General features: G+C 72.3%; 24 protein-coding genes and 1 tRNA gene. 11 read left to right on the top strand and 14 right to left on the bottom strand.

Annotation, left to right across the window (positions count from 1 at the left end; all coding sequences use genetic code 11):
* Window positions 1-2: 2 nt before the first annotated feature.
* Both metZ and MWM08_RS23775 read right to left on the bottom strand, forming a co-directional pair.
* Complete coding sequence (gene metZ, locus MWM08_RS23780; RefSeq protein WP_244408996.1) at window positions 3-1220, bottom strand: O-succinylhomoserine sulfhydrylase; 1218 nt, start codon at window positions 1218-1220, stop codon at window positions 3-5.
* 357 nt (window positions 1221-1577) lie between these two features.
* On the bottom strand, window positions 1578-2045 hold the full coding sequence (locus MWM08_RS23775; protein ID WP_255751422.1) for an ATP-grasp fold amidoligase family protein: 468 nt from the start codon (window positions 2043-2045) through the stop codon (window positions 1578-1580).
* A 376-nt stretch (window positions 2046-2421) separates the two neighbouring features.
* Here MWM08_RS23775 and MWM08_RS23770 point away from each other — a divergent pair.
* A tRNA-Gly gene (locus MWM08_RS23770) sits at window positions 2422-2495 on the top strand.
* A gap of 7 nt (window positions 2496-2502) precedes the next feature.
* On the opposite strand, the gene MWM08_RS23765 is transcribed toward MWM08_RS23770, so the two are convergent.
* The 3 genes from MWM08_RS23765 to MWM08_RS23755 form a co-directional block, all read right to left on the bottom strand.
* A complete protein-coding gene (locus MWM08_RS23765; protein ID WP_244408994.1) occupies window positions 2503-4230 on the bottom strand; it encodes a coiled-coil domain-containing protein in 1728 nt (575 codons plus the stop codon).
* A 304-nt stretch (window positions 4231-4534) separates the two neighbouring features.
* Window positions 4535-5089 carry a demethoxyubiquinone hydroxylase family protein gene (locus tag MWM08_RS23760; protein WP_244408993.1) on the bottom strand — a complete coding sequence of 185 codons (555 nt, stop codon included), beginning with the start codon at window positions 5087-5089 and terminating at the stop codon, window positions 4535-4537.
* A gap of 31 nt (window positions 5090-5120) precedes the next feature.
* Window positions 5121-5975: an NUDIX hydrolase gene (locus MWM08_RS23755; protein WP_244408992.1), complete on the bottom strand. Its 855-nt coding sequence runs from the start codon at window positions 5973-5975 to the stop codon at window positions 5121-5123.
* A gap of 144 nt (window positions 5976-6119) precedes the next feature.
* On the opposite strand from MWM08_RS23755, the gene MWM08_RS23750 reads away from it, so the two are divergent.
* From MWM08_RS23750 to rpmB, 3 genes are all read left to right on the top strand, one after another.
* On the top strand, window positions 6120-7994 hold the full coding sequence (locus tag MWM08_RS23750; RefSeq protein WP_244408991.1) for an ABCB family ABC transporter ATP-binding protein/permease: 1875 nt from the start codon (window positions 6120-6122) through the stop codon (window positions 7992-7994).
* Between the two features lie 60 nt (window positions 7995-8054).
* Window positions 8055-8318: a hypothetical protein gene (locus MWM08_RS23745; protein ID WP_244408990.1), complete on the top strand. Its 264-nt coding sequence runs from the start codon at window positions 8055-8057 to the stop codon at window positions 8316-8318.
* Window positions 8319-8428: 110 nt separating this feature from the next.
* Window positions 8429-8722 carry a 50S ribosomal protein L28 gene (gene rpmB / locus MWM08_RS23740; RefSeq protein ID WP_244408989.1) on the top strand — a complete coding sequence of 98 codons (294 nt, stop codon included), beginning with the start codon at window positions 8429-8431 and terminating at the stop codon, window positions 8720-8722.
* A 64-nt stretch (window positions 8723-8786) separates the two neighbouring features.
* Here the strand turns inward: rpmB and MWM08_RS23735 are convergent, their stop codons facing one another.
* The 5 genes from MWM08_RS23735 to rfaD form a co-directional block, all read right to left on the bottom strand.
* Window positions 8787-9788: a hypothetical protein gene (locus MWM08_RS23735; RefSeq protein ID WP_244408988.1), complete on the bottom strand. Its 1002-nt coding sequence runs from the start codon at window positions 9786-9788 to the stop codon at window positions 8787-8789.
* Window positions 9789-9998: 210 nt separating this feature from the next.
* Window positions 9999-10772, bottom strand: coding sequence for a peptidoglycan editing factor PgeF (gene pgeF, locus MWM08_RS23730; protein WP_244408987.1), 774 nt, complete (start codon window positions 10770-10772; stop codon window positions 9999-10001).
* Window positions 10772-11863, bottom strand: a complete 1092-nt coding sequence (locus MWM08_RS23725; RefSeq protein WP_341482847.1) for a class I SAM-dependent methyltransferase — start codon at window positions 11861-11863, stop codon at window positions 10772-10774. Before MWM08_RS23725 ends, pgeF begins: the two co-directional genes overlap by 1 nt.
* Window positions 11853-12656: a prolipoprotein diacylglyceryl transferase gene (gene lgt, locus MWM08_RS23720; RefSeq protein WP_244408986.1), complete on the bottom strand. Its 804-nt coding sequence runs from the start codon at window positions 12654-12656 to the stop codon at window positions 11853-11855. The genes MWM08_RS23725 and lgt overlap by 11 nt, the downstream gene beginning before the upstream one ends.
* On the bottom strand, window positions 12656-13639 hold the full coding sequence (rfaD, locus tag MWM08_RS23715; RefSeq protein WP_244408985.1) for an ADP-glyceromanno-heptose 6-epimerase: 984 nt from the start codon (window positions 13637-13639) through the stop codon (window positions 12656-12658). Before rfaD ends, lgt begins: the two co-directional genes overlap by 1 nt.
* A gap of 100 nt (window positions 13640-13739) precedes the next feature.
* On the opposite strand from rfaD, the gene MWM08_RS23710 reads away from it, so the two are divergent.
* The 4 genes from MWM08_RS23710 (at window position 13740) to MWM08_RS23695 (ending at window position 16471) form a co-directional block, all read left to right on the top strand.
* Window positions 13740-14030, top strand: coding sequence for an accessory factor UbiK family protein (locus MWM08_RS23710; RefSeq protein WP_244408984.1), 291 nt, complete (start codon window positions 13740-13742; stop codon window positions 14028-14030).
* Between the two features lie 136 nt (window positions 14031-14166).
* On the top strand, window positions 14167-14670 hold the full coding sequence (locus MWM08_RS23705; protein ID WP_244408983.1) for a type III secretion system chaperone family protein: 504 nt from the start codon (window positions 14167-14169) through the stop codon (window positions 14668-14670).
* A gap of 176 nt (window positions 14671-14846) precedes the next feature.
* The gene (locus tag MWM08_RS23700) at window positions 14847-15734 is read left to right on the top strand and encodes a diacylglycerol/lipid kinase family protein (RefSeq protein ID WP_244408982.1); all 888 of its coding nucleotides are present in this window, start codon (window positions 14847-14849) and stop codon (window positions 15732-15734) included.
* Window positions 15731-16471, top strand: coding sequence for a metallophosphoesterase family protein (locus MWM08_RS23695; protein WP_244408981.1), 741 nt, complete (start codon window positions 15731-15733; stop codon window positions 16469-16471). The genes MWM08_RS23700 and MWM08_RS23695 overlap by 4 nt, the downstream gene beginning before the upstream one ends.
* Window positions 16472-16629: 158 nt before the next feature.
* Here the strand turns inward: MWM08_RS23695 and MWM08_RS23690 are convergent, their stop codons facing one another.
* The 4 genes from MWM08_RS23690 to MWM08_RS23675 all read right to left on the bottom strand — a co-directional run bounded on the left by MWM08_RS23690 (window position 16630) and on the right by MWM08_RS23675 (window position 19873).
* On the bottom strand, window positions 16630-18471 hold the full coding sequence (locus MWM08_RS23690; protein WP_244408980.1) for an ABC transporter ATP-binding protein/permease: 1842 nt from the start codon (window positions 18469-18471) through the stop codon (window positions 16630-16632).
* An 84-nt stretch (window positions 18472-18555) separates the two neighbouring features.
* Complete coding sequence (locus tag MWM08_RS23685; protein ID WP_244408979.1) at window positions 18556-18720, bottom strand: DUF1328 domain-containing protein; 165 nt, start codon at window positions 18718-18720, stop codon at window positions 18556-18558.
* Window positions 18721-18841: 121 nt separating this feature from the next.
* On the bottom strand, window positions 18842-19039 hold the full coding sequence (locus MWM08_RS23680; RefSeq protein ID WP_244408978.1) for a CsbD family protein: 198 nt from the start codon (window positions 19037-19039) through the stop codon (window positions 18842-18844).
* A 114-nt stretch (window positions 19040-19153) separates the two neighbouring features.
* On the bottom strand, window positions 19154-19873 hold the full coding sequence (locus MWM08_RS23675; RefSeq protein ID WP_244408977.1) for a response regulator: 720 nt from the start codon (window positions 19871-19873) through the stop codon (window positions 19154-19156).
* A 62-nt stretch (window positions 19874-19935) separates the two neighbouring features.
* Here MWM08_RS23675 and MWM08_RS23670 point away from each other — a divergent pair, with 62 nt between their 5' ends.
* From MWM08_RS23670 to MWM08_RS23660, 3 genes are all read left to right on the top strand, one after another.
* The gene (locus MWM08_RS23670; RefSeq protein WP_244408976.1) at window positions 19936-20427 is read left to right on the top strand and encodes a sigma-70 family RNA polymerase sigma factor; all 492 of its coding nucleotides are present in this window, start codon (window positions 19936-19938) and stop codon (window positions 20425-20427) included.
* A gap of 158 nt (window positions 20428-20585) precedes the next feature.
* Entirely contained in the window at window positions 20586-21221 is a 636-nt protein-coding gene (locus MWM08_RS23665) for a sigma-70 family RNA polymerase sigma factor (protein WP_244408975.1), read from the top strand.
* Window positions 21187-21408: a hypothetical protein gene (locus MWM08_RS23660; protein WP_244408974.1), complete on the top strand. Its 222-nt coding sequence runs from the start codon at window positions 21187-21189 to the stop codon at window positions 21406-21408. Before MWM08_RS23665 ends, MWM08_RS23660 begins: the two co-directional genes overlap by 35 nt.
* The last annotated feature ends 1 nt before the right edge of the window (window position 21409 follow it).

The raw sequence follows: 21409 nt of genomic DNA, 5'->3' as shown, positions 1-21409 counted from the left end.
CGCTATTCCGCAGCGCGCGCCGGTGCTGCCGCCACGGCATCGAGGGCCTGCGAAAGGTCGTCGATGATATCGGCCACGTCCTCGAGCCCGACCGACAGGCGCACCGTGCCGTCGGCGATGCCCAGGCGAGCGCGTTCCTCTGCGCCCACGCGCATGTGCGTGGTGGTGGCCGGGTGCGTCGCGAGCGACTTCGAATCACCGAGGTTGTTCGAGATGTCGATCAACTGCAGCGCGTCCATGAAGCGGAAGCACGCATCCTTGCCGCCCTTCAGGTCGAAGGTGACCAGCGTGCCGCCTGCCGACATCTGCGCCATGGCCAGCTTCTGCTGCGGATGGTCGTCGCGGAAGGGGTACAGCACGCGCGCGATCTCATGCCGTTCGGCCAGCATGTCGGCCACCGCCGCGGCGTTGCGGCACATCGCGGGCACGCGCAGATGCAGCGTCTCGAGCCCCTTCAGGATGACCCAGGCGTTGAACGGGCTGATCGACGGGCCGGTGTTGCGGATGAAGGGCTGCAGCACGTCCTCGACCCACTTCTTGCTGCCCAGCACGCAGCCGCCCAGCACGCGGCCCTGGCCGTCGAAATGCTTGGTCGCGGAATACACCACGATGTCGGCGCCGTACTGCATCGGCTTCTGCAGCAGCGGTGTGGCGAAGACATTGTCCACCACCACCAGCGCGCCGGCCTTGTGCGCCAGGTCGCACACGGCGCGCAGGTCCACGATCTCGAGCATCGGGTTCGACGGTGTTTCCAGCAGCACCATCGTGGCCGGCGTGGCCAGCGCGCGCGCCCAGGCCTCGAGGTCGCCGCCATCGACGAATTCCGTCGCGATGCCGTAGCGCGGCAGCAGGGTCGACACGATCCAGTGGCACGACCCGAACAATGCGCGCGACGCGACCACGCGGTCGCCCGCCTTCAGGTGCGACAGCATCGCCGCATGCACCGCGGCCATGCCGGTGGCGGTGGCGCGGCAGGCCTCGGCCCCTTCCAGCGCGGCCAGGCGCGCTTCCAGCATCGCCACCGTGGGGTTGCCGAAGCGGGAATACTGGTAGTGCACCTCGGTGCCGGCGAAGGTCGCCTCGGCCTGGGCGGCGCTGTCGTAGACGAAGCCGGAGGTGAGGAACATCGCCTCTGCCGTCTCGTCGAAGCCCGAGCGCATCTGGCCCCCGCGCACGAGCTGCGTTGCGGGGCGGAGCGGGCGGGTGGTTCGAGAAGCCATCGGGCGGACCCTTCGCGAATGAACGGCGTCCGGCCCCTTCGCGGGCGGGGCATGGGTGTCATGCCCACGGCCGTTTAGCGCGCTTGTTTTCGCATCCGATCGATGCGCCCTGGACCGGGACCTCGCCGCAAGCTGGCCGGACAAATCGCGAGGGGTGTCACCACCACCCGCGTCGTTACGCCCGCCCGGTGCGTGCGGTCAAGCCGGCTGTCCCGGGCGGTCCCGTGAAATGCAGGCGCGCATCGAGCTGGAAGGGTTGCGGCGCACCGCGATGCGCCGCGGCGTACAACGCGTCGACCGGCTGCTCGGCGGCGTCGTCACGGAAAGGGCTGGACCGGCCGCCGCCCGGGTAGTTCGTCAGTTCGCACAGCCAGGCGCGCCCTCGGCCACCAGGAAATCGACCCGCAGGTAGACGAGCCCTGCGGAAAGCCGGCGTGCCGCGTCGAACAGCCGCGCCGGGTCCATCTCCGCGGGGAAGGGCGCCGGCGAAGGCTTGGCATACAGCGCGAGCTGGCGCAGGGCGATGTCGAAGCAGCCGCTGACCGTCTCGGCGCCATGCGGGAAGGTGTTCACCTTGATGTATTGCGGCACGCCACCGAAGCAGTAGACGCAGATCTCGTGCGGGCGCCGGTGCCCCGGGATGCGCAGCAGCGGCTCCGCGATCACGCGCGGGGGTAGGTCGCGGTAGCCCCATTCCATGCGTTCGCGCCACATCGAGCGCGCCAGCCAGGCATCGAGCTGCGCGGTGATGGCGGTGCAGTCGGGGCGGTCGCGGGCCCGCACGCGGATGTTCCAGCCGGAGCCGTTGGCTGGCCTTGAGGTAATAGGCCCGGGGCAGGCTCTCCCAGTCGATCGCGCCGGCGCTGTCGTGGACCTGCAGCGGTGGCACGGTCATGTCGTGGCCGAGGATCGCCCTGGCATGGGCGCGCATGCCCACCTTGTCGGCCATCAGCGGCAGGCGCGGGTCGCGATCGAAGATCAGCCGGTGCAGGATCCATTCGACATAGCGCCGGGGCGGCGCGAGTTCGGGCCATTGGCCGAAATCGCTGTGGAACCGCCGCACCAGCCGGCGCGCCACCGGCAATTCCGCCCGCGGGATCGCCTGCTACGCCAGCCAGTCCAGGATCGCTTCCGTTGCCATGGTCCAGCCTGACAGGGGCCGCTTGCCCGGACCCGCCCCGCCCGCCTATACGAAGGGCGCGCGGGCGTAGCTCAATGGTAGAGCTCTTGGTTCCCAACCAAGTGACGAGGGTTCGATTCCCTTCGCCCGCTCCAGCCTGCCTCAGCGTGGCGCGGGTGCGGGCACCGTCACCGACATCGGGTCACTGCCCTGCGCCTCGCGTGCACGGCGGACCCGCGCCTCCAGATCCGTCAGTTCGGTCCGGCGTTCGTTGAGCCGTGCCTCGGTCGCGGCGATCTGCCCGGCGATCTCGGCGCGGCGGCGCTCGGCGGTCGCGACCTCCGCACGCATGGCGTCCAGTTGCTGCGCCACCTGGGTGCGTTGCCGCTCGGCCGCGGCCACCGCGGCGCGCAGGCTTTCGGCCTGCGTCGTGGCCTCGCCGCGGCTGCGGTCGGCCGCCGCCACCTCGCCACGCAGGCGCTCCACCTGGCCCGCCAGCTCGGCGCGGCGCTGGTCGGAGGCTGCCACCTCGCGCCGCAGCGTCTCGATCTGCGCGGCGAGTTCGGCGCGCTGGCGCTGCGTGGTCGCGACATCGCCGCGCAGGCCTTCCGCCTGGCGTGCCAGGTCCTGGCGCTGCCGGTCGGAGGCGGTGAGTTCCTGGCGCAGCGCCTCGGCCTGGCGCTGCAGCGATTCCGCTTCCCCGCGCGATGCCGTGACGGCGCCGGCGGCGCGGCGGGCTTCCTCGACCTGGGCGCGGGCGCGCTCGGCCTCCTGCTCGGCGGTGCGCCCGGCGGCGGAGGCGCGGCGCTCGGCCTCCTCGGCGGCGGCTCGCCGCTCCGCGAGCGTGCGCTCGGCGGCGGTCGCCTCCCCGCGCAGGGCGGCCAGGCGGCGTTCCTCGGTGCCGGTCGATTCGCGCAGCTGCGCGAGGCGCTGCTCGGCCGCGGCGACGGCCGTGCGCAGTTCGGTGGCCCGGGCCTGCAGGCCGCGGAGTTCCGTCGCGGTCTGGTCGCGGGTGGCGGTCAGGCGGCCGATCTCGCCTTCCAGCGCCGCCACGGTCTGCCGGCGCGCCGCGGCTTCGCCCTCGGAAATGTTCACCGCCTGGCGGGCTGCGGCCAGGCGCTGTTCCTGTTCGCGCAGCGCGGCGTCGGTCTGGTTGGCGCGGGCCTGCAGGTCGGTCAGGCGCTGCTGCTCGGTGCCGGCGCGCTGGGTCAGGCCGGCCAAGCGCTGCTCGGCCTGGGTGGCCTCGTTGCGCAGGCCGTCGCGGCGGCGGGTCTCGGCTTCGGCGGCGTCACGCAACTGCGCGAGGCGAGTCTCCTCGGCCGCGGTGCGCTGGCCGAGGCCGGCGAGGCGGCGTTCCTCCTCCGCCGCGCGGGCAGTGAGGCCGGCCACGCGGGCATCGGCGGCGCTGATATCCCCGCGCAGCGCGCCCAGGCGCCGTTCCTCGGCATTGGCATTCTCGCGCAGGGCCGCGAGGCGGCGGTCGGCCTCCGCCACCTGGCCGCGGCGTTGCTCGCCCTGGGCGGCGGCCTGCGCGGCCTCGGCCTGCAGGGCGGCGAGGCGACGCGTCTCCTCCTCGACCCGCTGGCGGAGCTGGGCGGATTCCTGGTCGGCGGAGCTGCGCCCGTCCTGCGCCGAACCCAGGTCCCGCCGCGCGATCGCCAGGCGGCGCTCGATCGCGGCGAGGTCCCCGCGGGCGCGGCGTTCGGCGGCGAGCGTCGATTCGAGCTCGCCGACCCGGGTGGTGAGTTCCTGCCCGCGTGCCTGGGAGGCCGTGAGGTCACGCTCGAGCCCGGCGACGCGGGCGCTGTTCTCGACCGACAGGCCGCAGGCCGGCAGGACGGCGACCGAGGCAAGCAGGGCCAGCCTGGCGATGGCGCGGGTGCTGGTCATGGCGCGGGCCTCATGGGGTCGGTGCGGGTTGCGGACAGGGGGTGGTGACGCTTCGGTGATCCGGACGGCATATAGGAGGCCGTGCCCGGCGCTGGCGAGTCTAGCAAGCGCTGGTTGCATCGCCGAGTTTCCGTCGGGCTGCGCAGGCTGCCTGTCTTCACGATGCCACGCCCCGCAGCGCCAACCGACGGGCCGGTGGTGGGAACCGCGCCGCAGGGCCCCGGGCCGGGCATGGCGCGGGGTGCAGGCCGCCCGCTGCGGGCATGGTCGCGGCCGGGAACGGTGGGCCGCCCCGTGGCACTGATCAGATCCGCTTCGCCGCCGCCACCGCCGCGGCCGACCCGCTGCCCACCACCCAGGCCCAGGCGCGCAGGACGGGGCCATAGGCGGGTCCCTCGCCGGCCTCGCGCGCCTCGTCGCGGTGGTGGACTTCCTCCTCGCGGCAGTGTTCGAGCAGGGCGTGCACGTCGGGGAAGATGCCCTCGGCGGCCAGGCGGTCGGTCTGGGCGCGGTAGTGGTGGTCGACGAAGGTCTCGACCGCGTCCACCGTCGCGAAGACCGCGCGCGGGCCGAACAGCGCGGGCAGCGCGCCGGTCAGCCAGCCTGCCACGCGCCAGATCGGCAGCAGGCGGGACCGGTCCGCGGGCGGCAGGAGGCCTTCCAGCAAATCGAGGTGGCCCTGTTCGGTGGCGCGGTGGCGGGTGGCGAAGTCGCGCACCGCGGGGTCGCGGCTGAAGGCGAGGATGCCGTCGTAGATCCGCACGGCACCGGTCTCCCCGGCATGGTCGGAGCGCAATTCGCCGACCAGCCAGGCGGGAAAGGCGGTGGTGGGGGTGGCGTCGGCGGTCGTGGTGCTCATGCAGGCGGAGATGGCGCGGCGGCGGCGGGGGTCAATCCGGCCCCTGGTCCAGCCCGGCGCGCAGGCTGCCGTCGGGGTCGGCCACCATCCCCTCGCGCAGGAACAGGTCGATCAGGACAAGGTTCACGTTGAACTTGATGCCGTCGGTCGCGCGCACGGCCTCGAGCAGGCGGGCGGCGGGCCACAATTCGAAGCGCTCGACCTCGTCATCCCCGGGGGTGGGGGTGATGCCCTCGGGGATATCGAGGTCGAAGCAGTGCAGCACGTCGCGGCGCAGGCCCTCGGCGTTGGACATGACGTAGGAGACGCGCCCGGCCGGCCGCGCCGTCGCCGCAAGCGTGGGCGGCAGGCGGGCTTCCTCGGCGGCTTCCTTGACCAGGCATTCCTCAGCGGACAGCCCGGCCGGGATGCCGCCGGCCACCACGTTGTCGAGCTGCCCGGGGGCCACCGCCTTGTCCTTGGCGCGGATGCCGACCCAGACATGCAGCCCGTCGGCCCGGCGCACCAGTCCGTTCACATGGACGCCCTGGGACATGGCGCCGAAGGCCGGCAACGCGCCGCGGTCGAGCGTGCCGAGCACCGGCCCGGTGCTGGTGGCGCGCAGGTCGAAGGCCTCGTTGCGAATGCGCAAGAAGCCGCCGGCGGCGAGGGATGGCAGGGCGGCGGCCAGTGCCTCGCTGCGGGCACCGGGGCTGCGCAGCCGGGCGGCCAGGCCGACGCCATCCCCGTCGAAATGGAAGTCGCGCGGGCGGAAGGTCAGAGCCTGGGCCAGGTCCGGCGAGACCCAGCCGACTTGTGCGCCACCCATCCGGAACGGGATCAGCCCGGCAGGGGAGGCGATGTTGTTGCAGGCGGCGATGTGGCGGGCCAGGGCGGGGTCGGGCATGGGGCGGGTGTAGCGCCGGGCGGGCGCCCCCGCGAGGGGTGGGGGGCTTGCATCCGGCGCGCCGATGGGTCCCATGCGGCGGGCGCGCTTCCGCTCAGCGCCTCAAGGCCCCATGTCGCGGGCCTGTACCGGAGTTCCGCCTGCGTGTCCGCTGCCAAGCCTGCTGCCGAAGGCAGCCACCTCTCCGCCCTGCTGCGCATCGCGCCGTATCTGTGGCCCAAGAACGAGACCGAGCTGCGCATCCGCGTCGTCGCCGCGCTGGTGCTGGTGGCGGCGGCCAAGGCGGCGAACGTGCTGGTGCCGATCGCCTATGCGCGCGCCGTCGATGCGCTGGCGCCCAAGGACGGGATCGGCGCGGCCATCACCGTGCCGGTGGCGCTGCTGCTGGCCTACGGCATCCTGCGGGTGATGTCGTCGGCGCTGGCGGAACTGCGCAACGCCATCTTCGCCAAGGTGCAGGCGCGCGCGGGGCGGCGCGTGGCGCTCGAGGTGTTCGAACACCTGCACGCGCTGTCGATGCGCTTCCACATGGACCGCGCGACGGGCGGGCTGTCGCGGGTGATCGAACGCGGCGTGCGCGGCATCGCCACCTCGTTGAACTTCCTGCTGTTCAACATCATCCCGACGATCGTCGAGATCCTGTTCGTGGCGTTCATCCTGTGGTGGATCTTCGCCGCGTCCTTCGCGCTGACCATGCTCGGCACGATCGCGGCCTATGTGACCTTCACGCTGCTGTTCACCAACTGGCGGCTGCGCTTCCGCCGCACCATGAACCAGACCGACGAGGAAGCGAACACCAAGGCAGTGGACAGCCTGCTGAACTACGAGACGGTCAAGTATTTCGGCAACGAGGGCCACGAGGCGCGCCGCTACAACGAGAGCCTGACTCGCTACGAACGCGCCTACGTCACCAGCGAGACCACGCTGAACATGCTCAACGCCGGCCAGGCGCTGATCATGGCGGTTGGCCTCACGGTGACCATGCTGCTGGCCGGGTCGGGCATCGCCGCCGGGACCATGACGGTGGGCGACCTGGTGATGGTCAACACCTACCTGATCCAGCTGTACCTGCCGCTGAACATCCTCGGCTTCGCCTATCGCGAGATCAAGCAGGGGCTGACCGACATGGAGCAGATGTTCGTGCTGCTCGAAGTGCCGGCCGAGGTGCAGGACGCGCCCGGCGCGCCCGCGCTGGCGAAGGGGCCGGGCGAGATCCGCTTCGACGACGTGCAGTTCGGCTACCGCCCCGACCGGCAGATCCTGAAGGGCGTATCCTTCACCGTAGAACCCGGCCGGATGCTGGCCATCGTCGGGCCGACCGGGGCGGGGAAGTCCACCATCTCCCGCCTGCTGTTCCGCTTCTATGACGCGACCGGCGGCGCGGTGACGGTGGACGGGCAGGACGTGCGCGGCGTGACGCAGTCCAGCCTGCGCGCCGCGATGGGCGTGGTGCCGCAGGACACCGTGCTGTTCAACGACACCATCCGCTACAACATCGCCTATGGCCGCCCCGGCGCGACCGACGAGGAGGTCGAGGCCGCCGCCCGCGCCGCCCAGGTGCACGACTTCGTGCTGCGGCTGCCGGAAGGCTACGCGACGCGCGTGGGCGAACGCGGGCTGAAGCTGTCGGGCGGGGAGAAGCAGCGCGTCGCGATCGCGCGCACCATCCTCAAGGATCCGCGCATCCTGATCCTGGACGAAGCCACCAGCGCGCTCGACACCCGCACCGAACAGGAGATCCAGGCCGCGTTGCGCGACGTGGCGCGCAACCGCACCACGCTGGTGATCGCCCACCGCCTGTCCACCGTGGTCGAGGCCGACGAGATCATCGTGCTGCAGGAGGGCCGCATCGCCGAGCGCGGCACCCATGCCAGCCTGATCGCCGCCGATGGCCTCTATGCCGAGATGTGGCGCCGCCAGGCGCAGGCGGTTGCCGCCGCCGAAGCCGCCGCGCGCGCCCAGGCCGAGGCCGACCTGGATCGCCCGCGCGCCGGGCGGCTGGGCGAGTCCGTGACGTAATCGGGGGTTTCGCGACCCGCGCGGGCGCCCCATGTGACTGACCAGGAAGGAGAACGCCGCATGCAGCAGGACCCCTCGGGCATGGCCCCGGAGGACCTCAGCCACGCCGGATCGGTTGTGGACAAGGCGATCGAGTACATGATGGAGCAGCAGATCGCCCCGATCTCGATCGCCTCGGCCCTGCTGGGCGGTGCGCTCGGGTTGTTGGCGCGCACCATGGACGACCGCGCGGTGGCGGGCGTTCTGCGCAATGCCCTGGCCTCGGTCGAGGCGGGCGAGCTGGCCGAGGCGCGCGAGGCGCCGCCGCAGCCGCCCCAGGCTTGACGCAGCGGCTTGACGCCACGGCCCGGCTGGGCCACACACCGCGCCTTCCTTCGTCTCCACCGGCGCGCGGGACCCTCTCCCCGCGCCCTCATCGTTTCGGGATTTTCGCCATGGCCCGCCGCTGCGGTATCACCGGCAAGGGCGTCCTGACGGGCAACAACGTCAGCCACGCCAACAACAAGACCCGCCGGCGCTTCCTGCCCAACCTGCAGGAAACCTCCTTCTGGTCGGACGTGCTGGGCACGCCGGTGAAGATGCGTCTGTCGACCAACGGCATCCGCACCATCGAGCACAATGGCGGCCTGGACGCCTTCCTGCTCGGCACGCCGGACCGGCGCCTGCCCGTCGAGGCGAAGCTGCTGAAGCGCCGGATCGAGCGCGCCCAGGCCAAGAAGGCGGCCTGACGCCACCCTGCCCGCGGGCAGGCACAAGGGCGGCACCCGCAGGGGTGGCCGCCCTTTTTCGTGGCTACGGGGCGGGCGCCACCTGCGGCGGCGGCAGCGCGCCGGGGTTCTGCGGCATTGCCAGCCCCTGGCCCGGCTGCGGCGCGGTGCCGCGCGGCGCCGAGCCGGGCTGCACCGGGAAGCCTCCGGCGTTCGAGACCACCGTCCGCACCCCGCCCGCCGCCTCGGTTGCCGCGGCGAAGGCCACGTCGCCCCAGAACCGCGCGAGCACGCCGGCCGGCACCTCGTTCAGCTGCAGCACCCGGCCGAGGTCCTCGCCATCGTTGCGGGACACCGTCCAGAGCAGCTCGACCCGCTGCGTGCGGGTGGCCGGCTGGTCGATGACGGCCACCTGGCCCGTCACGGCGAAGCGGGCGCCCTGCGTCGTCTCCTGCACCAGCATCCCCTGCTGGCCCAGGGCCTCGCGCAGCCGGGCGGTCAGCGCCTGGTTGCCGTCCCCCGGGGCACCGCGGACCATGGGCACGTAGATGCGCGGCGGGCCGGTGACCGCCAGCGCGGCGGGGTCGGTGCCCTTGCGGGCGGCCTCGGCGCGCAGCAGCAGGTCGGCGATGCGCGGGGCGGCGTCCCGTGCGGCGCGGCGCAGCACCTCGGGGCTGGCGTCGGACCAGTCGCGGGCGGCGATGCGCGTGCCCTCCGTGGTGCCCTGGGCCTGGCCGTCGGGGTCGGTCAGGCGATAGCGGGGGGTGACGAAGCCGTTCTCGGTGCGCGCCTCGACCGTCAGGCGCCAGTCGAGCGGCAGGGGGGCCTCGGCGGCGGCAGGCACCTCGGCGGCCAGCAGGGCGGAGGACAGCGCCTCGGCGAAGCCGCGCGCCTGCTGTTCGCTCAGCAGTGCGGTGGTCGGCGGGTCGATGGTCAGGCGATACGCCGGGGGTGCTGCCAGCATGCCGGCATTGCCGCCCGGATTGCCGCGGAAGGGCTGCGGCAGGTCGCCGCAGGCGGCGAGCAGCGCGGCCGCCAGCAGCGCCGCCAGATGCCAGGGGCGGCGCATCAGACCGAGACCACGCAAGCGACGAGCATCGTCAGCATCAGCATGGCGGCGAACATGAGGACATAGGGCATGGCGTCCTTATTGGCGCTGCGGGCGGCGATGAAAAGGCCGGCGGGGGGCGTCGTAGCCGGACCCCTGCGATTGCTGCCCCACAGGCAGCCAGGGGTCGTCCCCGCGGCAGTCGGCCGGCCGGGGCCTGGCGGCGGCATCCGCCGGGTGGCGTGCCCGTCACGCCGTCAGCGCAATGGCGGAAAGCTGGTGCCCGATCGGTCCGCCCTTCGCCAGCGTGTTGCGGCGGTGGCTGAAGAAGCGGGCCTCGTCGGCCAGGGTGTCGTGTGGCGTGACCTCGGCGGCGACGCCGGCGGCGGCGAGGCGCGCCGCGCAATAGCCGGCCAGGTCGAACTGCCAGCGGTCGGGGCGCGTGCCATCGGCGAAGAATCGCGCATCGGCGGCGTCGCGCGTCAGCACCGCATCGCGCAGGTCGGCCGCGACCTCGTAGGAGGGCTGGCGGATGCAGGGGCCCACCGCGGCGACGATGCGCGCGCGGCTGGCGCCGATGGCGCACATCGCCGCGATGGTGGCTTCCAGCACGCCGCCCACGGCGCCACGCCAGCCGGCATGGGCACCGCCGATCACGCCTGCCTCGACGTCGGCGAACAGGACCGGCGCGCAATCGGCGGTGACGATGCCGAGCGCCAAGCCGGGCCGGCGGGTCACGACGGCATCGGCCTGCGGGCGGCGGTCGATGGGCCAGGGGTCCTCGAGCACCGCGACAGCGTCGCCATGCACCTGCGTCAGCCCGACCAGCGCGGCGCCGGGCAGGCCCAGCGCATCGGCCGCGCGCCGGCGGTTCTCGGCCACCGCATCAGGGTCGTCGCGGCCGGACAGCGAGCAGTTCAGCGCCGCGAAGCCGCCGGAGGACACGCCGCCGCGCCGCGTGAAGAAGCCATGCGCCAGGCCGGGCTGCGCGGCGAGGGTTGCGGCGGTGACGGCTTCGGCCATCAGGGATCCTCGAATCCGGGCAGGGGAGGCAGGCCGGGATGACCCAGGCAGATCGCCTTGAACAACCGGCCCATATGCTCGGGCGCGGCGAGGCGCTGCGCAGCCGATAGATGGCGCTGCGCATGGCCGGGGTCCATGCGCGCCAGGATGGCCGCACGGCTGAACAGGCCGAGCCGGGCGAGGAACACGCCCTGCGGCATCGGCCCCTGCACCGCCGCACCGGCGGCCTGCGCGGCCGCGGCCAGGGCGGCGAAGTCCACATGGGCGGTGATGTCGGCTTGCCCCGGCGGGCCCAGCGGATCGGCGCTGCCATGACTGGTCATGGCCTGCAGGCTGTCGCCGAAGCCGGCCTCGCCCGGGCCGTAGTCGATGAACAGCGCAACGCCGCCCTGCGCGGCGACACGCGCCGCCAGCGCCGCGGCGATCGCGACCGCGGCTTCGTTGACTTCCTGGATGGCGCCGTCGGGTGCGGCGGCCGGCAGCGGCGGGGCGTCGGTGGCCGGGCGTTCGGCGAAGGCGCCATCGGCGACGAAGCGTTCCATCCACGCATCGCCGCGGCGCACGAATTGCCGGATCGGCAGGGCATCGAGGAATTCGTTGCCGATGATGATGGCCGGGCCGGGCGGCAGGGCGGCGATGTCGTCGTGCCAGGCGCGCACGGCGGTGCCGAGCAGGTCGGCCTGCGCCTCGCGCAGGCGGGGGGAGGTCTCGACCAGGTGAACGCGCAGCGCGGCGCGGAAGCCGGGGGCCATCTCGGCCACGGCGCGCAGCGCGTCGGCCATCAGGGTGCCGCGGCCAGGGCCGAGTTCGGCGAAGACCACCGGGTCGGGGCGGCCCATCGCCTGCCAGGCGATCGCCGCCCACAGGCCGATGCATTCGCCGAAGGCCTGGGTCAGTTCCGGCGCCGTGGTGAAGTCCCCGCCGGCGCCGAAGGGATCACGCCCAGCGTAATAGGCGGAGGCCGCGCGCCGCATGTAGCGGTCGAGCCGCTGCGGTTCGGCCGCGGTGCCGCCGCCATGGCCGGCACCGCTGGTGCCCTCGGGCGACTGGACGGCGGGATCCTGGCCGGGCGGGGGGCCTTCAGATGGCATGGCGTTCCTTCGCCCGCAGCATCAGCCAGGCGCCGACCAGGATCATCGGCACGGACAGCAACTGCCCCATCGTCGCGCCGGCGAACAGGAAGCCCAGATGCGCGTCGGGCTGGCGGAAGAATTCGCCGATGATGCGCGCGACGCCGTAGCCCGCCAGGAAGGCGCCGGCCAGGAAGCCGGGCTTCGCGCGGATTCGTTCGCTGCGCGCGAGCCACATCAGCAGCGCGAACAGGCAGGCGCCTTCGAGGAAGGCCTGGTACAGCTGCGAGGGGTGCCGCGGCTCCGGCCCGCCGGTCGGGAAGACCATCGCCCAGGGCACGTCGTGTGCCACACGCCCCCACAATTCGCCGTTGATGAAGTTGGCCAGCCGGCCGAGGAACAGCCCGATCGGCACCACGCACACGACGCGATCCGCAAACGCCACCCAGTCGAGCCCGTTGCGCTTGCTGAACAGCCAGGCGGCGATGATCACGCCGAGCGCCCCGCCATGGAAGGACATGCCGCCCTGCCAGACATACAGCGCTTCCCACGGCGCCGTGACGTAGTAGCCGGGGCGGTAGAACAGCACGTAGCCCAACCGCCCGCCGATGATGATGCCGAGCGTCACCCAGGTGATGAAGTCGTCCACCTGTTCGGTCGTGGCGACCACCGGCGGGCGGCGCACCAGCACGCGCGCCAGCCGCCAGCCGAGCAGGATGCCCGCGATATACGCCAGCGCGTACCAGCGGATGACGATCGGGCCGATCTCGACCAGCACCGGGTCGATCATCGGGAAGGGAATGGCCAGCAGCATCAGGCGAAGGGGTCCTCGGCGTTCATCAGCACGTCGCGCACATAGGACCGCACGCCGTCCTCGATGCTGGTGGGCTTGTGGTCGAAGCCGGCGGCGCGCAGGCGGTCCATGCGGGCCTGCGTGAAGTACTGGTACTTGCCGCGCAGGTCGTCGGGCATAGGCACGAAGCGGATGTCGTCATTCCGCCCGAGTGCCGCGAAGATCGCGCGCGTGAGGTCGAGGAAGGTCCGCGCCGTGCCCGAGCCGATGTTGTACAGCCCCGAGGCCTGCGGGTTGCGCGCGAGCCACGTCATCGCTGCGACGCAGTCGCTCACATGCACGAAGTCGCGCTGCTGCGCGCCATCGGCGATACCCTCGCGGTCCGAGGCGAACAGCGTGGCGGCCTCCCCGCGCATCACCTGGTTGAACTTGTGGAGCACGACGGACGCCATGCGGCCCTTGTGGTGTTCGTTCGGCCCATAGACGTTGAAGAAGCGCAGTCCCGCCCAGTGCGGCGGACGCGGCGCACCCTGCGCCAGCATCTGCGCCACCCGCCGGTCGAAGGCCAGTTTCGACCAGCCATACAGGTTCAGCGGCCGCAGCCGCATCAGCGCCTCGGCCGACAGGTCGTCGTCGAAGCCCAGCGCCCCGTCGCCATAGGTCGCGGCCGAGGACGCGTAGATGAACGGCACGCCGGCTGCCGCGCACCAGTCCCACAGCATCTGCGGCAGCGCGATGTTGGTGCGCGCCACCAGGTCGCCATCGGTCTCGGTGGTGGCGCTGATCGCGCCCATGTGAAACAGCGCGTCGACGCGCGGCTTCTTCGCGAGGAAGGCGGGCAGGTCGTCGGGTGCCACGATCCCGGCGATGGCATGCTTTGCAAGGTTGCGCCACTTCAGGCCCTGGCGCAGGCGGTCCACCACCACCACTTCCTGACCAGCGGCGCAGAGTGCCGCAACCAGGTTGGAGCCGATGAACCCGGCGCCGCCGGTGACGATATGCATGATCCGCCTTGTTCCGACGCGGGCCTTGAGGGCCGGGCGGCGGCGGTATAGGCCCCCCCGGGACAGCCCGGCAAGGCGGCGGGCGACACAGGAGGCCGAGATGGCAGGCGAAGGCAGCCGCGGAAAATTCATGGACGACCTGGCCGGAGTGGCCGGGGGCGCCTTCTCGGTCCTGGCCGGGTTGCGCAACGAGGCCGAAGCGATGGCCAGGTCCCAGGGCGAGGCCGTGGTCCGCCGGCTCGACCTGGTCAAGCGCGAGGAACTGGACGCCGCCATGGAAGTGGCGCGCCGCGCCCGCGAGCAGGCCGAGACGCTGGAGGAGCGCGTCGCGGCGCTGGAGCACCGGCTCGCGGCACTTGAGGCTGGCGGCAAATCCTCACCCGAAAGCTGAAGAATTGATTGCAACCTATGCGGGCTTGCGACGCCATTTCGCGTCTGCGTAGTCTGCCCCTCGTATCCGGTCGCCCGATTCGCCCACAACATCTGGTGGGTGGCGCGGGCGGCGCCCCGGGCCTGGAGGTGCCGCAATGTCCGCCTCTCTCCAATTCGAGCGCGAGCGTTCGTCCAATCCCCTCGACATCCTCGAACAGATCATCGCCGCCAATGAATGGGCCTTCGAGCGCCGTTCGGACGGCGAGATGGCGGCCGAGGCACCGGGGAAATGGTGCGACTACGGGCTGCATTTCTCCTGGTCGCACGAAATCAGCGCCATGGCCTTCACCTGCGCCTTCGACCTGAAGGTGCCGGCGGACCGCCGCGACAAGCTCTATGAACTGCTGGCCCTGGCGAATGACCGGCTCTGGATCGGTCATTTCGGCATCGAGGTCGAGGACGGCGTGCCGGTCTTCCGCCATTCCGTGCTGCTGCGCGGGTCGCCTTCGGCCAGCGCCGAGAGCCTCGAGGACATGGTGGATATCGCCATCACGGAATGCGAGCGCTTCTTCCCCGCCTTCCAGTTCGTGCTCTGGGGGGGCAAGGCGCCGGCGGAGGCGCTTGCGGCCTCCATGCTGGACTGCGTCGGAGAAGCATAGGCTTTCGCGGGCCGTCGGACGGCGGGCGGGGCTCCGCCGCCGTCCGGGGGTGTCCAGCCCGGCGTGACCCTGCCCCTCGCGGCAGCGAGGCCGCCATCACCTGAGCGAAACTTTCCGATGCCCGGCGCGTTGCGCGCGGCATGGCGGAGCCGTCTGAACACCCTGACTCAACCGCCATGGCGCACCCGGCCGAGGCCGTGCGGCGCGACGTGCCGCGTCGTGCCGCCCTGGTGCTGAACGCCTCGGCGGGCACCATCGCGGCCATGCCGGATGCCGCAGGCAGCCTCGCGGCGATGCTGGACGACGCCGGCTACCGCCTGGTGGCCCCCGCACAGCCAGACCTGTCGGTGGACCACCAGATCGATGCCGCGCTGGCGCTGGGGCCGGAGGTGATCTTCGTCGCCGGCGGCGACGGCACGCTGCGCGGCGCGGCCGGGCGCATCGCCGGCAGCGGCGCCGTGCTCGGCGTCTTGCCCGGCGGCACCATGAACCGCATGGCGGCACGGCTTGGCCTGCCCGCCGATCCCGTGGCCGCGGTGCGCAGCCTGGCCGGCGCCACGGTGACCGACCTGCCGGTCGGTGAGGCGAATGGCGAGATCTTCCTGTACCAGGCGGTGGCGGGGCGCGCCTCGCGTCTGGTGCGCTTTCGCGAAATGCAGCGCGGTGCGGGCGTGCTGGGCTGGATCCCGCTCGCGCGGGCGGCCCTGCGGCTGGTGCTGCGCCGGCCGGGGCGGTCGCTCCGGCTGCGGTGCGGCGAGCGCGTGCGCCGCGCCGACGTGGCGGTGGTGACCGTGCCGTTGCCCGATGCGCCGGCGCTGCTGCGCGTCGAAGCGGTGCGCCGCAGCGGCGTGCTGGGCACGGTGCACCAGGCCTGGTGTTGGGTCCGCGGGCGGCTGGCGGCGGCGCCGGCGGTGGTGACCTGCGAACGCCCACGCCTCGCGGTGCAGGGGCGCGCCGCGCATCTGCGCGTGACGCTCGACGGCGAGTTGCACCTGATGGCGACGCCGCTGCGCATCCGGCTGCGCGCGGAACGCCTGCGGGTGCTGCGCCCACCCCGCGGATGATCCGCATCGCCCATCTGTCCGACCTGCATTTCGGCGCGCACATACCCGGCCTGGTGGAGCCGCTGCTGGCGGACATCGCGCGCTTCGCGCCCGACGCCATCGCGATCAGCGGGGACCTGACCCAGCGGGCGCAGCCCGAGGAATTCGCGCAGGCTGCGGCGTTCCTCGCGGCGCTGCCGGCACCCTGCGTCGCGGTGCCGGGCAATCACGACATCCCGGGCGGTGCGGTGCTGGAACGCCTGGCCGATCCGCGCCGACGCTGGCGCCGCTTCATCGGCGCCGAGACCGAACCCATGCTGCTTCTGCCGGGCGCGGCGCTGGTCGGGCTTGATACGGTGCGCCGCGTGCAGCCGCGGCTCGACTGGTCGGCCGGGGGTGTCTCATCGCGCCGGCGTGCCAGGCTGGCGGCGCGGCTCGCGGCCTGTGCCGGGCGCAGCATCGTGGTGGTGGCGCATCATCCGTTGCGCCATCCGGCTGCGATTCCCGGCCGCTCTGCGCCGATCGGCGGGGAGGCCGCCCTGGCCATGCTGGCCGATGCCGGCGTGGCGGCGGTGCTGTCGGGCCACCTGCATCGCCCCGGGCGGATCCCGGGGCCGCCCGAGATCGTGCTGACGGGCAGCAGCCTGTCGCATCGCACGCGTGGGCTGCCGAACAGCTGGACGCTGGTCGAACTGGATGGCGGGGCGCTGCGCGTGAACGCGCGGGAGGACAGCGGCGACGGCTGGCGCGCGGCGTGACGACCCGCGGGGCGTGATGCTTCGGGCGGCGTCCCCCTGGCGTGCCGGTGCGCGACACCGCGCGCCAGGTTGATGCGGCGGCGGCTTTTCGCACCAAGGAAACACGGGCTGTGGCGTCGCCCCGCCACGCACCCTCGTCGCCCCCGCCGGCGTCAGCGTCAGGCGGTGACGCGCCCGATGGGGCCGCGCAGGCGCCGCCGCTGTGTCCTCTCGCTGACCCGGCGCGGTGCGGCGCGCCGGAACCGGGCGCCGCCCTCGGCCTTTTCAAGCGTCAGGGTGCGGGTATGGAAGGCTTCGAGCCCCGGGCGGTGACCGATCGACACGATCGCGGCCTCCGGCACAGCCTCGACGAGAAGGGTCATCATCGCGTCCTGGTTCGGCTCGTCGAGCGCGGCGGTCGCCTCGTCGAGGAAGATCCAGCGCGGCTTCTGCAGCAGCAGCCGCGCGAAGGCGAGGCGCTGCTGTTCACCGAGCGAGAGGACCCGGTCCCAACGCTCCTCGTCCGCGAGCCGGTCGCACAGGTGACCAAGCCCGACCTTCTCGAGCGCATCGCACTGGGCGGCCGCATCGAAGGCATCCGCGGGACGCGGGTAGTTCAGCACGGCGCCGAGCGCGCCGAGCGGCAGGTAGGGCCGCTGCGGCAGGAAGGCCATGGCGTCGCGCGGCGGTGTCGCGATGCGCCCGCCGCCCCACGGCCACAGCCCGCCGATGGCGCGGAACAGGGTCGATTTGCCGGTGCCCGACTCGCCCTTGATGAGCACGCGCTCGCCCGGTTCGATCCGGGCCGAGGCGCCATGGATCACGGTCGTGCCGTCGGCGAAGGCGATCTGCAGGTTGTCGAGCACCAGGGCCTCCTCCTCGCCCTCGGTCGCCTCCTCGATGGTGATGGTGGGCTGCGATGTGTCGGCGTTGAGCTGGTCGAGGTCGTCCAGCGCATCCTGCAGGGCGGCGAGGCGCGACACCGCGCTGCGCCATTCGGCGATCTGGGGGAAGCGGTCGACGAACCAGTTGAGCGCGACCTGCACCTGGCCAAATGCCGCGCCGACCTGCATCAGCACGCCGAGCGACATGGCGCCGGCAAAATAGGCCGGCGCGGCGACCACGGTCGGAAAGATCATCGCCAGCGTGCCATAGGCGCTGGTCAGCCACATGAGGTTGCGCTGGCTGCTCATCAGCTCGCGCCATACGCCGCGCACCTCGCCGAACAGGCGGTCGATGCCACGACGCTCATCGGCCTCGCCGCGGATCAGGGCAATGCTCTCGCCGCTTTCGCGCGCCCGGGTCAGGCCGAAGCGGAAATCGGCCTCGGCGGTGGTGCGGCGGACCTGGATGCCGATCATCGGTCGGCCCACCCACCAGGTGAGGCCGGAGCCGACCAGCGCATAGAGCACCGCAGCCCAGACCATGTAGCCGGGGATGTGGAAGTCCATCCCGCCCAGCACGATGTCGAGCGGCCCCGACAGCGACCACAGGATGCCCACGAAGGCGATCAGCATCGTGACGGAAATCAGGATGCCGACGACGAAGTCGACCGACAGGTCGGCGGCCAGGCGGACATCCTCGGCGATGCGCTGGTCGGGGTTGTCGGCTTCGGCCGCGCCGGCCTCAAGCTGGTATTGGCGGCTGTCGCGCAGCCAGGATTCCGTGAGGCGTCGCGTCAGCCAGCCGCGCCAGTTCAGCTGCAGCAGCTGCTTGAGATAAAGCTGGTACACCGCCGCCGTCATCGACAAGGCGGCGAGCACCAGGAAGACAAGAATCTGGTACTGGAAGGCGTCGGCGTCGCGCTTGTCCAGCGCATTGAAGAAGTCGCGGCTCCAGACGTTGAAGCGGATCTGGACGGCGACCTGCGCCAGCGTCATGGCAAGCACGCCGGCGATCAGCACCCGCGCGTTTCCCCGGTCCGGGGCGGTCAGCCAGGCGCGGACCCAGCGGCCGAAGGCGCGCATGTCAGGGGTGGCGGGCGGTGCCTGAGCGGCCTCGTCGGAAGATTGGTCGGCCATGGGCGCTCCAGGCGGGACGGATGGGGGGTGCGTCGGCACCGCAGGGGGCATGCGGTACCGATGCGTGCCTGGTGCGGGCGGGCGTCAGCCCGCGAAGCCGCGCCCGGCGACAAGCGAGACGACGAACAGGATCAGGAACAGGACGAAGAGCACCTTCGCGATGCCGCTCGCCGCCGATGCGATGCCCCCGAAGCCGAGCACGCCGGCGACGATGGCGACCACGAGAAAGAGGAGTGTCCAGTAGAGCATGTGAAATCTCCCGAAGGCGCCGGCGTGCAACGCGGCACGGTGGCGCGGGTTGCATCGGCAGCAGAACGCCGCCGGGTTGCCCCGGCGGCGCGGCGTGGTGTTCGTGGGTCGCGGGGGCTCCTCAGAGCGCCTTTTCCCAGCGCGCCACCTGCTCCTCGGCCTGCTCCTTGGCGATGCCGTAGCGTTCCTGGATACGGCCCACCAGCTGGTCGCGCTGGCCCTCGACGATGGTGATGTCGTCGTCGGTCAGCTTGCCCCACTGCTCCTTCACGTTGCCCTTGAGCTGCTTCCAGTTGCCGGCGATCTGGTCCTTGTTCATCTGCGTGCTCCTTGCGTTGCCCGCGCCGGGTTGGCGCGATCTGCGATGGACGCGCCGTGGTAGCGCGATGCAGCAGAAACGCCGGGCACGGCGCGGGGTTGCGCCGCGACGCGATCAGACTGGCGGGGCGCGCCCGCCATGCACCGCCTGGTAGGTCGCGATCGCGAGCGCGAGGGGCTCGAAGGGCTTGCTGATGACGAAGGCGGGTTCCGCCCCTTCCGCGGTCAGCAGGCGTTCGGGATAGGCGGTCACGAAGATCACCGGCACCGTCATGGCGCGCTGGATCTGCGCCACCGCCACGCTGCCGTCGCCGCCGCGGCCGAGGTTGATGTCGGCCAGGATCAGCCCGGGGCGCTTCGCCTGCGCCTGACGCACCGCGTCGGCCTCGCTGGCGGCGAGGCCCACCACGCGGTGGCCGCAGGCCTCGACCAGGCGCTTGAGGTCGAGCGCGATGATCGGTTCGTCCTCGATAACCAGGATATCGGTCGCGGCGACGGCGCGCAGCGCGGCGCGGGCGGCCTCCGCCTCCCGCGCGGCCTCGTCGTCGGACAGCGCCAGGACGCGCCCGGCGTCGGACAGCGGCAGGTCCTCGAGCGCTGTCAGCAGCAGGATGTGGCGCTGCAGCTGCGGCAAGCCAGATGACGCGGCTTGGGGTGGCGCGGCCTGCGCGATGGCGGCATAGAGCGCGAGCCGCGCCGGCAGGTCGGGCAGCGGCTTGCCCAGGACCTGCGCCACCAGCGCATCGCCGCTGTCGCGGTCGCCCGTCACGGCGCGGGCAAAGCGGCGGGCATACGGGAGTGCACGCAGCAACTCGGTTTGATTCAGCGCGTTCATCTTGGCACCTGCTGCAGGGGGTCCATTATGGCGGGCATGGACGCGTCGCGCCCGGTGGTTTCGTGAATGATGCACCGACGGGCTTCCGCGACGCGATCGCGGAGCTCACGCCGCAGCTGCGCGGCTTCGCGCGGTTCCTGGCCCGCGATGCCGCCCGCGCCGACGATCTGGTGCAGGAAACACTGCTGCGCGCGCTCGAGAACCCCGGCGCCTGGCAGGAAGGCACCAACCTGCGGGCCTGGTTGTTCCGTATCCTGCGCAATGCCTTCGTGGACCAGGCACGGCGCAGCGGGCGGGAGAAGCGCCTGCTCGGCGCCCTGCCGCTGCGGGCGGTGGAACATGCGGCGCAGCCGGGCGTGGCGGAACTGGGCGAGCTTGGCCGCGCCATCGCCGCGCTGCCGGCGCCGCAGCGCGAGGCCATCCTGCTGGTGGCGGCGCTGGAATTCACGGTCGAGGAAGCGGCATCGGTCACCGGCATCGCGGAGGGCACGCTCAAGGCGCGCGTGTCGCGCGCGCGCGACACCCTGGCGCGACGACTGGCGCCGCGGACGTGATGCGGTCTGTGGCGGCGCGCGCCGGCGGAACCCTGCATGTGGCGGCAACATTCTTAAGGCCCGGCAAGTTTCATGCAAGAAACGCGGGTCAGCCATGCAATTTTTGACAGCCGGCGATGCAACCGAATGCCGCCGCCAGGCGTTGGGTGGTCATGAGCATGACCCTTGATCCCCGTTCCGATGCCTCCGGCGCGACCGGCGCCAGGTTCTGCTTCCACGACGAGCTCGTGGCGCTATTGCCACGGCTGCGCGTCCAGGCCTTGTCCCTGACGCGCAACCGCACCGAGGCGGACGACCTGGTACAGGCGGCTGTCGCCAATGCACTGGCCGCCCAGGCCAGCTTCACCCCCGGCACGCAGCTGGGCGCCTGGGTCTACCGCATCATGCGCAACCGTTTCATCTCCGACCGCCGCCGCCATCGCGACACCGTCGAGATGGACGATGCGCCGGCCGATGCCTTCGCCCGCTCGGGCAACCAGGAAGACAGCATCGCGGTCGGCGAATTGCGCCGCGAAATGGCGCTCCTGCCCGAAGACCAGCGAATCGCGCTGGTGATGGTGGCTGTGCAGGGCATGTCCTACGAGGAGGTCGCGGCGGCCACCGGATGCGCCGTGGGGACGGCCAAGTGCCGGGTGTTCCGCGCACGTCGGACGCTCGAGGCGCGACTGTTGGGCGATGCCCCGCGCGGCACCCCCCGCAAGCGCGCTGGCGCCGGGGCGCCCGCTGCGCGTAGCATGGCCGCGCCAGGGGATCGGCGGCATGTTGCCGCCACGGGGTGCGATGGGCCAGCCTGAGGACAAGGACGCAGCGGCGGCCAGACCGGTGCCGGCGAAGGCGAACAGGAACGGGAAGGCGGCGGTCCCTGACGCCGCCTTCGACGTTTGGCTGCGTCGTGGCCTGCACCAGATCTTCGACGATGTCGCCCGCGAACCGATTCCCCCCGAACTGCTGCGCCTGATCGAACAGGACCGCAAGAAGTGAC

It is taken from the genome of Roseomonas fluvialis (assembly GCF_022846615.1).
Lineage (GTDB): Bacteria > Pseudomonadota > Alphaproteobacteria > Acetobacterales > Acetobacteraceae > Neoroseomonas > Neoroseomonas fluvialis.
The sequence above is the reverse complement of the archived record's forward strand: the minus strand, read 5'-3'. Positions and strand labels throughout refer to the sequence as shown.

Coding starts and splice junctions, on each gene's coding strand:
- metZ (WP_244408996.1), bottom strand. CDS start 1,220: ATGGCTTCTCGAACCACCCGCCCGCTCCGCCCCGCAACGCAGCTCGTG.
- MWM08_RS23765 (WP_244408994.1), bottom strand. CDS start 4,230: ATGACCAGCACCCGCGCCATCGCCAGGCTGGCCCTGCTTGCCTCGGTC.
- MWM08_RS23760 (WP_244408993.1), bottom strand. CDS start 5,089: ATGAGCACCACGACCGCCGACGCCACCCCCACCACCGCCTTTCCCGCC.
- MWM08_RS23755 (WP_244408992.1), bottom strand. CDS start 5,975: ATGCCCGACCCCGCCCTGGCCCGCCACATCGCCGCCTGCAACAACATC.
- MWM08_RS23745 (WP_244408990.1), top strand. CDS start 8,055: ATGCAGCAGGACCCCTCGGGCATGGCCCCGGAGGACCTCAGCCACGCC.
- rpmB (WP_244408989.1), top strand. CDS start 8,429: ATGGCCCGCCGCTGCGGTATCACCGGCAAGGGCGTCCTGACGGGCAAC.
- pgeF (WP_244408987.1), bottom strand. CDS start 10,772: ATGGCCGAAGCCGTCACCGCCGCAACCCTCGCCGCGCAGCCCGGCCTG.
- MWM08_RS23725 (WP_341482847.1), bottom strand. CDS start 11,863: ATGCCATCTGAAGGCCCCCCGCCCGGCCAGGATCCCGCCGTCCAGTCG.
- lgt (WP_244408986.1), bottom strand. CDS start 12,656: ATGCTGCTGGCCATTCCCTTCCCGATGATCGACCCGGTGCTGGTCGAG.
- rfaD (WP_244408985.1), bottom strand. CDS start 13,639: ATGCATATCGTCACCGGCGGCGCCGGGTTCATCGGCTCCAACCTGGTT.
- MWM08_RS23710 (WP_244408984.1), top strand. CDS start 13,740: ATGGCAGGCGAAGGCAGCCGCGGAAAATTCATGGACGACCTGGCCGGA.
- MWM08_RS23705 (WP_244408983.1), top strand. CDS start 14,167: ATGTCCGCCTCTCTCCAATTCGAGCGCGAGCGTTCGTCCAATCCCCTC.
- MWM08_RS23700 (WP_244408982.1), top strand. CDS start 14,847: ATGGCGCACCCGGCCGAGGCCGTGCGGCGCGACGTGCCGCGTCGTGCC.
- MWM08_RS23695 (WP_244408981.1), top strand. CDS start 15,731: ATGATCCGCATCGCCCATCTGTCCGACCTGCATTTCGGCGCGCACATA.
- MWM08_RS23690 (WP_244408980.1), bottom strand. CDS start 18,471: ATGGCCGACCAATCTTCCGACGAGGCCGCTCAGGCACCGCCCGCCACC.
- MWM08_RS23685 (WP_244408979.1), bottom strand. CDS start 18,720: ATGCTCTACTGGACACTCCTCTTTCTCGTGGTCGCCATCGTCGCCGGC.
- MWM08_RS23680 (WP_244408978.1), bottom strand. CDS start 19,039: ATGAACAAGGACCAGATCGCCGGCAACTGGAAGCAGCTCAAGGGCAAC.
- MWM08_RS23675 (WP_244408977.1), bottom strand. CDS start 19,873: ATGAACGCGCTGAATCAAACCGAGTTGCTGCGTGCACTCCCGTATGCC.
- MWM08_RS23665 (WP_244408975.1), top strand. CDS start 20,586: ATGACCCTTGATCCCCGTTCCGATGCCTCCGGCGCGACCGGCGCCAGG.
- MWM08_RS23660 (WP_244408974.1), top strand. CDS start 21,187: ATGTTGCCGCCACGGGGTGCGATGGGCCAGCCTGAGGACAAGGACGCA.